This is a genomic window from Allobosea sp. 67-29 (assembly GCF_001898115.1).
In the GTDB taxonomy this organism is placed as follows: Bacteria; Pseudomonadota; Alphaproteobacteria; order Rhizobiales; family Beijerinckiaceae; genus Allobosea.
In genome coordinates, this window is record NZ_MKSQ01000026.1 from 149,427 (window position 1) to 162,452 (window position 13,026).

The window sequence follows — 13,026 nt, forward strand, 5'->3', positions numbered from 1 at the left end:
GACGGGACGGCCATGCCGGGCCGCCCGCAGGGCGGCCCGTTCGCTCCCGCCGGGAGCAGGAAAGCGATCAGGAACCAATCATGTCGGACCAGGCGATCAGGAAGATCGGCATCATCGGTGCAGGCCAGATGGGCAACGGCATCGCCCATGTGACCGCAGCGGCGGGCTTCGACGTCAAGCTGCACGACATCGCCGAGGAGCGCATCAACGCGGCGCTCGCCACGATTGACGGCAACATGGCCCGCCAGGTCTCGAAGGGCGCCCTCTCGGACGAGGAGCGCCGCAGCGCCATCGGGCGCATCGCCCCGGCGATCGGCCTCGCCGATCTCGGCGATTGCGACCTCGTGATCGAGGCCGCGACCGAGAACGAGGAGGTCAAGCGCAAGATCTTCACCGCCGTCTGCCCGCATCTGCACCCGAAGGCGATCCTCGCTTCCAACACCTCCTCCATCTCGATCACCCGGCTCGCCGCCGCCAGCGATCGCCCCGAGCATTTCATCGGCATCCATTTCATGAACCCGGTGCCGCTGATGCAGCTCGTCGAGCTGATCCGCGGCATCGCGACCGACGACGGCACCTTCGAGCTCGCCAAGGACTTCGTCGGCAAGCTGCACAAGACGGTCTCGGTCTCGGAGGATTTTCCGGCTTTCATCGTCAACCGCATCCTGCTGCCGATGATCAACGAGGCCGTTTACACCCTCTACGAGGGCGTCGGCTCGGTCGATGCGATCGACACCGCGATGCGGCTGGGCGCCAATCACCCGATGGGCCCGCTCCAGCTCGCCGATTTCATCGGCCTCGATACCTGCCTCTCGGTGATGCAGGTGCTGCATGACGGGCTGGCCGATTCGAAGTACCGCCCCTGCCCGCTGCTGGTGAAATACGTCGAGGCCGGCTGGCTCGGCCGCAAGACCAAGCGCGGCTTCTACGATTATCGCGGCGAGAAGCCCGTCCCCACCCGCTGACCAGGCGTGGCAGGCCGCGGCGCGACCGGCCACGAGCCTCTGTACTTCCATAGCCGGCGCCGGCAGCCGAGCCTCTGCTCGCGCCGGTCTCCGCCCCAGCGGCAACAAGCTCCTTCACATTCCTGTCGTCTCGCGCTTACATTGATCGTCAGGCGGGATTCGTCCCGCTGGACGAAGCGGAGGTGCGACGGGTTTGACGGCGCATGTGATGCATCCGATGGCGTCGCCGGACGGCTGCCCGGCGCTCGTCCTCAATGCCGATTTTCGGCCCCTGAGCTATTATCCCCTGTCTCTCTGGAGCTGGCAGGACGCGATCAAGGCGGTCTTCATGGACCGCGTCAACATCGTCTCCGAATATGACACCGTGGTCCGCAGCCCGAGCTTCGACATGCGGCTGCCATCCGTGGTCTCGCTCAAGAGCTACATCAAGCCGTCGCGAACCCCGGCCTTCACCCGCTTCAACGTCTTCCTGCGCGATCGTTTCGCCTGCCAATATTGCGGCCAGCGCGAGGAACTGACCTTCGACCATGTCGTTCCACGCTCGAAGGGCGGGCTGACCACCTGGGAGAACGTCGTCGCAGCCTGCTCCCCCTGCAACCTGCGCAAGGGCGACAAGATGCCGGCGAGCGTCGAGATGTTTCCGGCCCAGAAGCCCTATGCGCCGACGGTCAACGACCTGCACCGCAACGGCAAGCTCTTCCCGCCCAACTATCTGCACGAAAGCTGGCTGGACTATCTCTACTGGGATTCGGAGCTGGAGCCGTAAGGCTTACGGCTTCGCGCGCTGCACCAGCCCGAAGAGGGCGATCAGGCAAAGCCCGGCCGAGACGACCGCGTTCCAGCCGGCAAGCGACAGGCCGAGGAAGCGCCACGCCGCCTCCCCGCAGGACACCACGCGCACGCTCTGCAACTGCTTCATGAAATCCTGGACGCCCGCCGCAGCCGCGGTGCCGCCGCCGCAATCGCTCGGCCCGAGGAACCAGCCCCATTCCACCCCGGAATGGTAGACGCCGAGGCCGGTGCTCCAGGCCATCAGGATCGCCAGCGCAAGCAACGCCGACCATTGCAGGCGCGCCGAACGCGCCAGCGCCAGAGCGGCCACCGAGACCGCGATGGCAGCATAATGAGGCCAGCGCTGCTCCAGGCAGAGCTTGCACGGCACCAGCCCCATCACGAGCTGGAAGTACCAGGCACCGGCGATCAGCGCAGCGCTGACGAGCCCGATCGCCGCGATCGGGCGCAGGCGAGACGACACCTTGTCCCGGCTGGAGGCTGCATCGAGAATGGAAGCGGTCATCGGCATCGGCTCAGCAGGAGAGAAGCTGGCCAGACCCTGCGACCAGCTTGAGGCCGAAATAAAGCAGAATCAGTAGGCCGGCCGCCATGACGGCGATCACTTTCAGGCGACGTTCGATGAAGTGGCGGATCGTGTCGCCATAGCGCCGGAGCAGAAACGCGAGCGCGAAAAACCGCGCCCCACGCGCGAGCACGCAGGAGATGACGAAGAAGGCCAGGCCGATGTGCACGGCTCCGGCCAGAATCGTGACGACCTTGATCGGGGGCAGATGGGCGAGCCCCGAGGTCGTCAGCAGGATCAGCGTGGTGTCCGGTCCGGCGCAGGCGCGCAATGTCTCGAAGGCGCCGAGCTTGCCATAGAATTCCAGCACCGGCCTCGCCAGCGCCTCGAAGGCGTAGTAGCCGATGGCATAGCCCATGATCCCGCCGAGCACGGAGAAGGTGGTCGCGATCAGCGCCAGCCGATAGGCCCGCATCGGCCGCGCCAGCGCCATCGGCACGAACAGCACATCGGCCGGGATCAGGAAGAAGGAGCTCTCGACGAAGGCGACGATCGCCAGCCACAGCTTGGCGCGGGGCCGGGCCGCGAGCGACATGGTCCATTCGTAGAGGCGCTTCAGCATGCTGCGCTCTAGAGCACGCGCCGGAGCGCGACGCAACGGCTTCGCGAGGCGGCTCGAAACCTCCTGCGGCGGCCCTGTCGAATCCCGGCGACGGCGTCATTCCACCGATTGACCGGCATCGACCGATCGCTATAGTCCGCCGGCCTGCGAGGGCCCCTGTGGCGGAATTGGTAGACGCGCTCGACTCAAAATCGAGTTCCGCAAGGAGTGCTGGTTCGATCCCGGCCAGGGGCACCATCGGCTGTTTACCGACAAAACGCGATCCACATGTTGGCTAGCGGCAACACGGTCGATCAGATCGAAAAGGCGATATTCGTTGTCTATCGCGACGTCCTCAATGCAGGAGCAAGTTTTATCGCCGACGCAGACCCGGATGATCCGCAGCAGCACATCGGCGCGCTGGATCAATTCGCAAGGACTTTCGAGCGCGACCTGCTCCGGCAATACGAGAGCGACTTCGGGCGTCTGGGATGGACCGGGATAACGTTCGATCAGCGGCAATCTGAAATCACATCACACTTGGCAACCGCCCGTGACAGGGTCGTCGGTGACTTCAAATTCGGCATGGCGGGAGGACGGCGTATGGCGATCAGGCCATCGGTACAGAATAATGTTACCTTTCACGGGCCGGTCAGCGGGTCGCCGGTAATCGCTCCGGGCGGGACGGTTAGCCAGACGTTCAATCACTCGGACGACGGCGTGCGGGCACTGGCCGACCGCATCCTCTCTGAACTGACAGCGACCACGGCTGCGGAAGCCGATGCGCGCCGCTTGGCAGAGGAGGCCATGGCCGAGCTGGCGAAGCAGAAGCCCGATCGATCGGCAATCGTGAAGGTCCTGATGAGAGCTGGTAACGGCTTGTTAGCGATTGGACGAACGACGCTCGCGGAGGTGACAAAGGAGATAGCCAAAGGGTACGCGACGCAGTTTGGGCTCATTCCGCCAAGCGATGAATGACAGCTTCGGAGCCATATCCAACGCTGGCGCCGCCGTGAACGCAGTTGGTTTTCCAAACAACGATTAGAAATAGCGATTTGGAAAGTTAAAATAAGACAATCTCCTCAATGATCGAATAGTTGGAAATATCACGATACTAAATTTGGAATAAATTTGGTTGATGAATACAAAAAAGCTGCTCTGATGCGCCCATCGCAGCGCGCGATTGGAGGTGCCGGATGGCAAATATTTGTTACACTTTCGAGATTAATGGGCGACCTGCATATGTCGCGTTCACGAGCGAGCATGATGCGCGAGATCGGCTTAGCCATGGATTTGACGCGATCGAGAACGGCCGCTCGGTTTTGCAGCCGGGCTACGTGGTTGCGTTCCGGCCGAGCACGCGCGACGAGATCGACGCATTCACCCGCCTCGCTGCCGAAGCCTGCCTCGCCGGCCGGATCGAATGGGAAGACGTTTTGGACGGCTTTCCTATCTTCTTGATCTCCGGCGCAGACCTCGCGTTTCCCGATACGGACATCAACACCGGCCTCCCCCTCGGAGCGCCGCGCGGACCTCTGCGGGCTTTCGGTATAGCGATCGAGGACCTGCAAACGCTCCACAGCGGCTCCGTGGCCGCCTGAACAACACTCGTTGGCGCCATCACGCGCCCACGGCGCCGAGGGATGCCTCGGCGCCCTTCCAGTTGTGTATCACCATCGGATCGTCCCATGGCCTTCTTCTCGATCACCTCGACCATGCGCACGGAGACCGGGACGAACGTCGTCTTCGTCTTCCGACCGGACGACCCAGCGATAGTGACGGAGGCCGCCTTTGGCGAGGCGCTTGCGAAGCGCGGCTGCATCGCAGGAACGCGATGGCGGTTCCGTGAGGCGCACGGCCGCCTGCTCGATCCCCGCCGGATCGTCATCGGACTGGCGGGGCTAATTCAGGCCACCAAATTCGTCCACCCAAGCGCCGAGGCAGCGCCGGAACCGGCAGATGGTTAGAAGTAAATATTTGCCAGAGGAGTTGTATCAGCTTGCTTCCAGTTTGATCCGAGCGCTGGCCGATGCCGACGCTGCTCTCGACCCGGCGGCCGTCTGTGAGCTTGCACCAAGCCATCACAAGAACGCCCTCTCGCGGCATGAAGGTGATCCTCGGGATAGACGCAGGATTGACAGCGACCAAGCCAGGCGGGATCGCTCTGGCGGCTGATGGAAGGAGCCGGCTGTCGCCTTTGAATAGTTTGGGCTAGGCAGCGTCACCAGAGGGAGTATCGTTCTGCGAGCGCCAAAACTCGTCGGCGTCAGGCACTCTGCCGTCCAGCCTACACATCCTTCCAAACCAATCCCTCAAGCCGAATTCAATCAGAAGATTTAAATGGTGTATACAGCGGGTCGGCTCAATATAATATTGAGCATCTTTGCCGAAATCACGATCTCCGATAACTACTTGGAAATTTGAATTTCCGTCGACGTTAAATAAACTTAGCATGTGTTTTCCCGAAAAATGCACATAGCCAGACGTCTCATTGTAAACTGTACTCATCCAAGGATTTCGTAGTGATATTTTTTCAACGAGAAATCTGTCGGTCATTTTCACACCGTCAAAGCTTTTCATGCGATTAATTTGAGCGCCGCCGAAAACATGCTTACAAAATTCACGGTGATCGGGAGCGAAAAATCCCGCATAGAGCCGAAGGACGGTATCTAGCTGCATCCTGACCAGAGGTAGAGCGCAGATCGAATTGGCCTGCTCGACCATCAGCCTATACCCGGAGGATAGACCCAAGGCTCGTTTACCGATCGCAAGCCCGAAGATGTCGGTAAATTGGAAAGGGCCGGGCTGCAAATGCTCAAAGCACACTTTCTTGATCGCTTCCTCAGAAGCAACAGTTGCTGCGACGGCGTCCTTGATGTGGGCATCTTCGGGAATAGGCCGGTCCATTTTTAGACCCATTGCTGGCGAGGAAGGTTTCGCCTTGTAGCGCCGCTGCGTATGGCACTGAAACCGGAAAGTGCCCAAAGGCAAAGAATGTCAATCGGCCTGTGGACGGACGTCTTGCCAGGCTTGTGACACAACCCTTCCGCGAGAAATGTACCGTTCCAGATTTCTAGGGAAGGGCGCTCAATGACCGACACTAGCTCGCAGCCCAATCCGCTTTATCAGCCGGTTTCTGAAGAGGAACGCCTGGTGATCCGGGAAGAGCTACGTCAGTGGGAGCGGGAAACGCAGAAGCGCAAAGAAGATAATGCTAAAGATGGCCAAAAGCTCTTTGCGCAGCATCACCAGTCGGAGCGGCAAGCCGCGCTGGCCAACGCCGCTGAATTCCAGAAGATGTTTGTGCGCTTTTCGTTTCTTCTGAACGGCGGCGCCATTATTGCTCTTCTTGCCTTGGTCGGCTCACTCAGCGGAAAGAGTGATGCCTCCCACATCGCTCAAATTGCACAGTTCACACGGAAGCTTTTGTTGGGTGTCGAGTTCTTCCTCGTCGGGCTAGCTGCCGCCGCCGCGTCGGCGGGGGTCGCACTACTGGCCTGGCAAATCTCAGCTAGCACCTTTCTGCATGCAGGCCATACCTCGAATATTGTATCGGGATTTCCAGTATTCGGCGGAACTGATGAACGCGAAGAGGCCAAAAACTTCGATCGCAGCGATAAATTAGCTCCTGTCGCGATGTATTTCTCAGCGCTCATTTCATGTGGCTCCCTTGGGATTTTTATTGTCGGCGCCATCAAAGCTGCAAAGGCATTCTCTTATTTCAGCCTTTTGCGCTGACCACGATCGAGGTGAATTGTGAGCACCATTCGAACCAGTCCGCTTGATGAAATAGTTTGGCAGGACATCGTGGATTTGGCTGCCAGCGGCGTCGCCGAAGACGCCATGCTCGAATTCAAGGGCCTGCTGCCGGAGAAGAACGGCAAAGAGCACCCTTGGTATGGCGGTCGCGACCAGATCACAGACTTCACGCGCGACGAACTGGCCGCTGAGGTCGTTGCGCTAGCGAACGCCTACGGCGGCCGGCTCATCATCGGCGTAGCCGAGACGCAAGATAGGCCGCGCAAGGCAGCGGGGACGGCTCTGCTTCCTCGCTGCGAGAAATTCGCCGAGCAGTTCGAACAGGCGCTCCGATCCATCGTCGATCCCCCGATCGGCGGCTTGCAGATCAGAGCGATCACCAATCCAGAGACGGACGATACCGGCGCGGTGGTGATCGCAGTTCCGGCCTCCGATCTCGCGCCGCACGGTATCGGACGGCCGCCGGCCGCCTACGTCCGACGCGGAACATCGTGCGAGCCCATGACGATGCGCGATCTTCAATCGGCATTCTGGGAAGCGCGGACGCGCCGCGAACGCATCGACCAACTTCGTGAAAAAGCTCGTACGGAAATGCGATCTCTATTCGACCGCATCTTGAAGCTCGGAATTCCGCAGACAAGAAATGCTGAGGCAATTCCGGCAGGGTCGCCAGGGATGTGCGTTCGCATGAACGCGATCCCTCACCAATCCCTCAACCTTGGGCCGCTCAACGCCAACTCGAATTGGCTGCTCAATCTGTGCCCAAATGAAGGCGAGGTCTGCGACGTGCAGCACGTCGAGTTGCCGAAGGCGGGCCGACACCATGGTTGGACGCCTCGCGCGCACGGCGTAACCGCCCAGCACATTGGCCCTTGGACATGGACCCTAATGGAGGATGGTTCCCTTTCTGCGCTGGGCTATTCGTCGGCCCGCGAAAACCAGTATTTTCCCGGTTGGTACGTCGGCTCATTTGCCATGTTCATCGCAACCGCCGAGCGAGTGCGCCGCCGAGCTGGAAGACCTGACGTTCCCGTTGAAGTCGATTTTGAGTTTTTGCATGACGGTTCGGCCCGCACGCATACGGGGCATGGCAAACATTGGCCGCCGCCAGCGCAGAATATCGAGATTGGGCCATTCCTGCTTGAGGCTCGTGATAAGCTCTCCGAGTTGATGAAGGAGATCGAGCGCGTGGTCTGGAATGGTTTCAGCGTCCCGTTCGTGATGCCGTCTGGCATAAATTTCGAAGGTGTCTTCGAGCCGGGCGGATGGAGCAGTGATCGATAATGCAGAAGCGATGCGGGCTGGCGCATCGTTCCCGGCCGCCGTCGTGCTCTTCGACGGCCCCAGTAGAGGCTCGCGAAGCCGTTCGACGGAGAATAATCCAGTGCGATCAGTCGAGCCGCTCGCACCTTTCTAGATCGTCCTCGTCGAAGACGCGCTCCGCCACGGCATAAGGCGGCCCCCGGAACCAGCCCTCGGCTTCTGCCTCGCTCCGTGAGAGCATGACTGTCGTGATCGCGTCGCCGTCCTTCTTGGTCTTCTCGACCCGATCCACACGGATCGCGGTGATGACCCGCGACCCGATGTCCGTGCAGCGCCAGACACCATCGCCGCTCCGGAACTCCATGCCGATCTTGAAGCCCGCGTGTTCCATGGACACTCCTAATACCGAAGCCGGGACAGTGCGCTCTCACCGCGTCGCATCAGCGTTGTGACAGGTTTTCGACCCGTTGTGACCGAAACAGGCGCGGCTGTGACGTCTTTGGCGTTCCTTGTGACAGGTTTTCCGCGGTTTGTGACACGATTGGCGCGATGCTGTGACACGAGAAGGCGGTCTACCTCAACGGCGAATGCTGCAATGGTCTGGATGGACGCGGGATTACGACCATCAGATTGATACGCATCGGCAGTAGGAGAACGGCATGCAGCAAACAGGAATGAAGCGCGGTCATGCTTGCCTGATCAGCTATGCGGAGACGGCCGATCGGAGTTTTCCGCTGATCCTGGTCGTTGGGAGAGAGCCGAACGAGGACCTGCCGCCCTCGGAGGCGACGGGGCCATATGACTTTCGAACTTCGAAGAATTGCGCGTTCTGGAATGTCGCCTACAGCCTCCTCGGCAGCGTCGGAACCCCTCCCCGCTCAACCGCCCAGATGAAGGCACAGGCGGAGGCAGCGGCTGCATCGCCTATCCTCTTCGCGGACGCCCTGCCGCTAACGCTTCGGCACGCCGCTAAGAACAAAGCTGCGCAGCGGCTCGCGATCAGCGATGCCGCGATCGAGCGGCACGTCGCCGCAGTGTTCTCTCATCGCGAACTGATCGACAGGGTCCGCGTTATCATCCTCAGCGGGCTCGGCCCGTCGTTCGAAAGATCTGTGGCGGTGTATCGGCGCCTCGCCGAGGCTCGCAGCGTCGCTCTTGCCGAGTTGCCCTTTTTCTATCCGACCAATATGCCCGCGATCCGAGAGCGCCTCGGCAAAGAACTGAGGAACCACCTCGCCGACGTCCTGAGCGACTTCGATCATCACGCGCGTCTGATGCCGGCGTCAGCAGTGGCATGATCATCAGGCAGATCGGCCGGCTCAGCGCGGCAACCTCCCCTGCCCCGATCGTGTCTCAGGTCTCCTGCGCCGTCGCCATTGATCCGGACTGGCCCGCGATCGAAGCTGCGATCCGAGCGCTCGATGACGAACAGTTCATGGTCCTGCTCTCGGCGCGAGACGATCTTGACTGCGCGATCGATCCTGGCGCGCTCGCTGTGACGTTCCAGCCGGGCTTTGGCTTCTCGCTCTTTGAGGCAGCTTACCTCTCCGAGCGTTCGCCGAAGGTCTGGCGGACACGATCGGCGGGTAGCTGCTTGGGCCGGAGCGAGGTCGATCTCGAACTCGCGCTCCTCCTCGCCGAGACGTTCGCGCGGACTGGGAGGTTCAGCGATCTCGATCGGGTCTATGCCGATCGAACCGGCTGACCTATGATCGCGACGGCGAGCCGGACCTGCAATGCCAGCGGTCTCCGCTAATCCACAGATTTGAATGCAATGTTGGCATTTCTGTTGGAAGGCGAAACTTCCACCGTCCGAATTTGATTTACCAATGAAGCCGTTAGCGATTTTACACGGGTCCGGCCAGGGGCACCACCTCGCCCGCCTGTGGCGATGCGGATGGTCCTGTCGCTATCCCAGATCAGAAGCTCACCTTGATCTGCGCGGAACCGCCAAGGCGATTGCTGTCGCCCGAGACTTCCCCATCGAGGTTGAAACCGACCGAGACACGCTCTGAAATCCGGGCCGAAACACCGGCCGAGAGCAGCGCGCTGTCACGCTCGCCCCGGGCTCCCGCCGCGGCGAAGCTCGCTCCGGGGAGGCCGAGCAGGCTCGCGGTCAGCCCGGCGTCACGCTGGAAATAATGCGCCCAGGCGGCCCGCACATAGCCGGTCACCGCGACGCCTGCGATCACCGTGTCGGCGTCGATCTGCGCGCCGACCTCGCTGCGACTGGTCACGTCGTCGCGCTTGGCCAGCGCGAGCGCGCCGGCATTGGCACCCGCCCAGTTGGCCTCGACGACCGCGGGGCTATGCGCCCATGTCGCCTGGATCGCGGCGAGCGGCGACAGGATGAAGCCGTTCATCCCCAGCAGCGCGGCGCTGGCCTGCAACCGCCCGCTCCAGGCCGTCGTCGCGTAGGAGGACGACAGGCTCGATCCCAGCGCCGGAATGCCCCGGCGGACGTCGTTGTCAAGGCGGGCATAGCCCAGGGCGCCACCCAGCTTCACGGCGCCGAGTTGCGTCGTCCCGTAAAGGCCGGCCTGGAAGACGTCGGCATCCACCTTGCCGAGCAAGCCCGGCAGCGAGGCACGCGCCTTGCCGCCCGAGACAGCGAGGCCCGCCACGGTTCCCGGCAGCAGCCGGAGATCGACGCCGGCGGCGAGATGCGCATCGTCGAGCGTCCGCCGTGCCGAGCCGATGGCGGCCGAACCGTCCGTGCGTCCACGCGAGCCGAAGGCCGACCCCCAAACCGAATAGAGCGGTGCATCGAGCCGGGAAGGCTGCTGCGGGCTATCGACGCCTTTGCGGACGAGTCCGGAGAACGCCGCCGTACCGGGGCCCGGCGCGCCCAAGCCCGCCAGCCGCCCGGCGGCTGTCGGATCCAGCATGGCATGCAGGAACTGGTCCGCCGCCGCTGTCGCCATGGCGGGAGCTGCGCTGTGCACTTCACCCGAGAGGCTGTTGACCGCAGCCGAAATCGACCCTGCAGGCAGGTTGTAGATGCCGAACAGCGAGGACGGGTCGCCTCCATTGGCGACTATAGCGTCGATGGCCGAAGCGATGGACGTAGCATTGCTGGAACCCATCGCTCCCAGCGGCTTTGGTCTCAGCGTCAGCAGGACATCGTTGGCGGTGTAGCTGACCGCGGTTGTCACGCCGGCGCCGAAACTGCCGGAGGTATCGACCGGGCTGAAGGTGCCGCTCGTCCCGCCGGCCGCCGAGAGGAGCGTGTAGGGGTTGTTGAACGCGTAGCTTCCGCCCAGCGGCACCAGCCGCAGCGTGCCGGCCAGCGAGGCCGTTCCGCTGACATTCACCCGATCCGAGACGCTGCCCTGGATTTCCGCGACGTAGGTCGAGCCGGTTGAGAGGCTGAGATTGCCGTTGACGGTGAGCGTGCCGGGCGAATTGCCGGGCGAAAGCGTGCCGCCGTTGACGATGGTCGTCGGCACCACGCCGGAGCCGCCCAGCGTTCCGCCGGACATCACCGTCAGGCTCGACGATGCCGCCAAGGTGCCGTTGACGATCAGCTTGCCGGCCTCGACCGTAACGCCCCCCGACAGTGCCGCGCCGTTACCGGTCAGGGTCCAGACGCCGGCACCGGATTTCGCGAGGTTGGCAAAGCCCTGAAGGGTTCCCGTTGCTCCGACCGATCCAAGATCGAGCACGGCGGAGGCGGCTCCGGTCAGCTCCAGCATGTTGTTGCTGCTGAGATTAGTGACCTTGCCGAGGAGCGCCGCCGTGTCGGCGAGGACCAGGCGGTTGTTGCCCGAACCCATGGCGACCGCCGTCCCGAGCGCCGAGCCGGCGGCAATGCTGCCGTTGACGACGACCGTGCTATCGCCGTTGCCGGTCTGCACCGCGATCGCGCCGCTGGTGCTGATCGTACCGGTGTTGTCCAATCGGTTGGTGGTGCCGCTCAGCGACACGGCAAGGCCACTTGTCGCGGTGACGCTACCGGAATTGAGAAGCGAAACCGCGCCGACCGTGGCCGTTGCCGTGACGCCGCCGGCGCCGGTCACCGCGCCGGCATTGTTGATCGTGACCGCGCCGTTGCTCGTTTCCGCAAGGATCGCGGTGTCCGAGTCGGCGATGACGCGGCCGGCTGCCGTGTTGGTGACGCTGACATCGGCGCTCCCGGTCGCGGAAATTCCCTGATTGGCTGCGGAGGGTCCGAGTCCGGTATCCCGCTCTGCCTCGATGCGGCCGCTGTTCACCACGGATACGTTTCCGTTATCCGCCATCGCCTGCACGCCGATGTAGTTGCGAGCCAGCACCGAGCCGGAATTATCGATGGCGACATCGCCCGATTGCGACCAGGCGACGAGGCCCTGGCGCGTGGTCGAGGTGACTGTCCCGGAATTGTCGAGGCTGGCGGTTCCGAGATAGTCGATGACGCGAATGCCGGCGAGATAGGCGTTCACGAGGCCGCTGTTGTTGACATAGACCGGCACCGCGGTGGTGCCGCCGATCGGGCTGCCATCCGCATAGATGCCGCGATTGTCGGTGGAGGTCACGCTGCCGGTGTTGGTGATGCTGACCGAGCCGGCATTGCTGGTCGCCGTGAGAGCGTCCGATCCCGTGGAGGTGATGGTCGCCCCGCTCGTCACGACGATGTTGCCGCCGACCTGGTTGCGGATCCAGACACCGCCCGATCCGCCCGAATTCTCGAGCGTGACATCCGATCCGAGGTTGACGGTGATGAATGCCGGCAGCGTCTGGGAGGAAACGTTGACCGCACCATTACCGGGCGCGACCACCGACGTGTTGGTCACGGTCAGCAGCATCGAGATCGGCCCGGAGCCGACGGATGGCGACACCGAATAGTTGATCCATCCGCTCGGGATGGCCAGGCCGGAAACCTCGAGGCTGGTCGCGCCGCTGGCGTTGGGCTGGATGTTCACGCCGCCGGAATCGCATTGGAATACGGTCACCGAGCCGGAGGTGGAGCAGCCGACCGCCGCCACATCTGAACTGCCCATAGCCGCGGCAAGCGCGCAGACCAGCGCCGCGAGCGAAACGCCGCGCCTCAGGCTCCGGTGCATTCTGCAGCGCCGGTCGGTCGGTGAGCGCATGGCGGTCGTCATCATCAGTCCCATTCGTCAGGCGTGTGGCGGGTCAGAACCTCGCCCGTCCTGCCACAG

General features: G+C 62.6%; 14 protein-coding genes and 1 tRNA gene. 10 read left to right on the forward strand and 5 right to left on the reverse strand.

Annotated elements, in window-relative coordinates; all coding sequences use genetic code 11:
- Window positions 1–80 precede the first annotated feature (80 nt).
- Together BGO20_RS19770 and BGO20_RS19775 are read left to right on the forward strand one after the other, a co-directional pair.
- A complete protein-coding gene (locus tag BGO20_RS19770) occupies window positions 81–965 on the forward strand; it encodes a 3-hydroxybutyryl-CoA dehydrogenase (RefSeq protein WP_291659183.1) in 885 nt (294 codons plus the stop codon).
- Window positions 966–1,173: 208 nt separating this feature from the next.
- Entirely contained in the window at window positions 1,174–1,731 is a 558-nt protein-coding gene (locus tag BGO20_RS19775) for an HNH endonuclease (RefSeq protein WP_291659184.1), read from the forward strand.
- Window positions 1,732–1,734: 3 nt separating this feature from the next.
- On the opposite strand, the gene BGO20_RS19780 is transcribed toward BGO20_RS19775, so the two are convergent.
- Window positions 1,735–2,262 (reverse strand): disulfide bond formation protein B, encoded by a 528-nt coding sequence (locus BGO20_RS19780; protein WP_291659185.1) that lies wholly within the window; start codon window positions 2,260–2,262, stop codon window positions 1,735–1,737.
- Between the two features lie 10 nt (window positions 2,263–2,272).
- Window positions 2,273–2,884, reverse strand: a complete 612-nt coding sequence (locus tag BGO20_RS19785; protein ID WP_291659186.1) for a YqaA family protein — start codon at window positions 2,882–2,884, stop codon at window positions 2,273–2,275.
- A 152-nt stretch (window positions 2,885–3,036) separates the two neighbouring features.
- Here BGO20_RS19785 and BGO20_RS19790 point away from each other — a divergent pair.
- The 4 genes from BGO20_RS19790 to BGO20_RS19805 all read left to right on the forward strand — a co-directional run bounded on the left by BGO20_RS19790 (window position 3,037) and on the right by BGO20_RS19805 (window position 4,830).
- Window positions 3,037–3,121: transfer RNA gene (locus tag BGO20_RS19790), tRNA-Leu, on the forward strand.
- A gap of 30 nt (window positions 3,122–3,151) precedes the next feature.
- Window positions 3,152–3,841, forward strand: a complete 690-nt coding sequence (locus tag BGO20_RS19795) for a hypothetical protein (protein ID WP_291659187.1) — start codon at window positions 3,152–3,154, stop codon at window positions 3,839–3,841.
- A 218-nt stretch (window positions 3,842–4,059) separates the two neighbouring features.
- On the forward strand, window positions 4,060–4,464 hold the full coding sequence (locus BGO20_RS19800) for a hypothetical protein (protein WP_291659188.1): 405 nt from the start codon (window positions 4,060–4,062) through the stop codon (window positions 4,462–4,464).
- 87 nt (window positions 4,465–4,551) lie between these two features.
- A complete protein-coding gene (locus BGO20_RS19805) occupies window positions 4,552–4,830 on the forward strand; it encodes a hypothetical protein (protein WP_291659189.1) in 279 nt (92 codons plus the stop codon).
- Window positions 4,831–5,074: 244 nt separating this feature from the next.
- On the opposite strand, the gene BGO20_RS19810 is transcribed toward BGO20_RS19805, so the two are convergent.
- Window positions 5,075–5,770, reverse strand: coding sequence for a hypothetical protein (locus tag BGO20_RS19810; RefSeq protein ID WP_291659190.1), 696 nt, complete (start codon window positions 5,768–5,770; stop codon window positions 5,075–5,077).
- A 183-nt stretch (window positions 5,771–5,953) separates the two neighbouring features.
- Here BGO20_RS19810 and BGO20_RS19815 point away from each other — a divergent pair, with 183 nt between their 5' ends.
- Window positions 5,954–6,601 (forward strand): hypothetical protein, encoded by a 648-nt coding sequence (locus tag BGO20_RS19815; protein WP_291659191.1) that lies wholly within the window; start codon window positions 5,954–5,956, stop codon window positions 6,599–6,601.
- An 18-nt stretch (window positions 6,602–6,619) separates the two neighbouring features.
- Entirely contained in the window at window positions 6,620–7,906 is a 1,287-nt protein-coding gene (locus BGO20_RS19820) for an AlbA family DNA-binding domain-containing protein (RefSeq protein ID WP_291659192.1), read from the forward strand.
- A gap of 106 nt (window positions 7,907–8,012) precedes the next feature.
- Here BGO20_RS19820 and BGO20_RS19825 read toward each other — a convergent pair whose 3' ends face one another.
- A complete protein-coding gene (locus BGO20_RS19825) occupies window positions 8,013–8,276 on the reverse strand; it encodes a hypothetical protein (protein ID WP_291659193.1) in 264 nt (87 codons plus the stop codon).
- A gap of 268 nt (window positions 8,277–8,544) precedes the next feature.
- Here BGO20_RS19825 and BGO20_RS19830 point away from each other — a divergent pair, with 268 nt between their 5' ends.
- Window positions 8,545–9,183, forward strand: coding sequence for a hypothetical protein (locus BGO20_RS19830; protein WP_291659194.1), 639 nt, complete (start codon window positions 8,545–8,547; stop codon window positions 9,181–9,183).
- Window positions 9,180–9,590, forward strand: a complete 411-nt coding sequence (locus BGO20_RS19835) for a hypothetical protein (protein ID WP_291659195.1) — start codon at window positions 9,180–9,182, stop codon at window positions 9,588–9,590. Before BGO20_RS19830 ends, BGO20_RS19835 begins: the two co-directional genes overlap by 4 nt.
- A gap of 214 nt (window positions 9,591–9,804) precedes the next feature.
- Here BGO20_RS19835 and BGO20_RS19840 read toward each other — a convergent pair whose 3' ends face one another.
- Window positions 9,805–12,972, reverse strand: coding sequence for an autotransporter outer membrane beta-barrel domain-containing protein (locus BGO20_RS19840; protein WP_291659196.1), 3,168 nt, complete (start codon window positions 12,970–12,972; stop codon window positions 9,805–9,807).
- Window positions 12,973–13,026: the final 54 nt, after the last annotated feature.

Excerpts from the sequence above, each read along its gene's own strand:
- BGO20_RS19770 (WP_291659183.1), top strand. The coding sequence starts at position 81 with ATGTCGGACCAGGCGATCAGGAAGATCGGCATCATCGGTGCAGGCCAG.
- BGO20_RS19775 (WP_291659184.1), top strand. The coding sequence starts at position 1,174 with ATGCATCCGATGGCGTCGCCGGACGGCTGCCCGGCGCTCGTCCTCAAT.
- BGO20_RS19780 (WP_291659185.1), bottom strand. The coding sequence starts at position 2,262 with ATGACCGCTTCCATTCTCGATGCAGCCTCCAGCCGGGACAAGGTGTCG.
- BGO20_RS19785 (WP_291659186.1), bottom strand. The coding sequence starts at position 2,884 with ATGCTGAAGCGCCTCTACGAATGGACCATGTCGCTCGCGGCCCGGCCC.
- BGO20_RS19795 (WP_291659187.1), top strand. The coding sequence starts at position 3,152 with ATGTTGGCTAGCGGCAACACGGTCGATCAGATCGAAAAGGCGATATTC.
- BGO20_RS19800 (WP_291659188.1), top strand. The coding sequence starts at position 4,060 with ATGGCAAATATTTGTTACACTTTCGAGATTAATGGGCGACCTGCATAT.
- BGO20_RS19805 (WP_291659189.1), top strand. The coding sequence starts at position 4,552 with ATGGCCTTCTTCTCGATCACCTCGACCATGCGCACGGAGACCGGGACG.
- BGO20_RS19810 (WP_291659190.1), bottom strand. The coding sequence starts at position 5,770 with ATGGACCGGCCTATTCCCGAAGATGCCCACATCAAGGACGCCGTCGCA.
- BGO20_RS19815 (WP_291659191.1), top strand. The coding sequence starts at position 5,954 with ATGACCGACACTAGCTCGCAGCCCAATCCGCTTTATCAGCCGGTTTCT.
- BGO20_RS19825 (WP_291659193.1), bottom strand. The coding sequence starts at position 8,276 with ATGGAACACGCGGGCTTCAAGATCGGCATGGAGTTCCGGAGCGGCGAT.
- BGO20_RS19830 (WP_291659194.1), top strand. The coding sequence starts at position 8,545 with ATGCAGCAAACAGGAATGAAGCGCGGTCATGCTTGCCTGATCAGCTAT.
- BGO20_RS19835 (WP_291659195.1), top strand. The coding sequence starts at position 9,180 with ATGATCATCAGGCAGATCGGCCGGCTCAGCGCGGCAACCTCCCCTGCC.
- BGO20_RS19840 (WP_291659196.1), bottom strand. The coding sequence starts at position 12,972 with ATGATGACGACCGCCATGCGCTCACCGACCGACCGGCGCTGCAGAATG.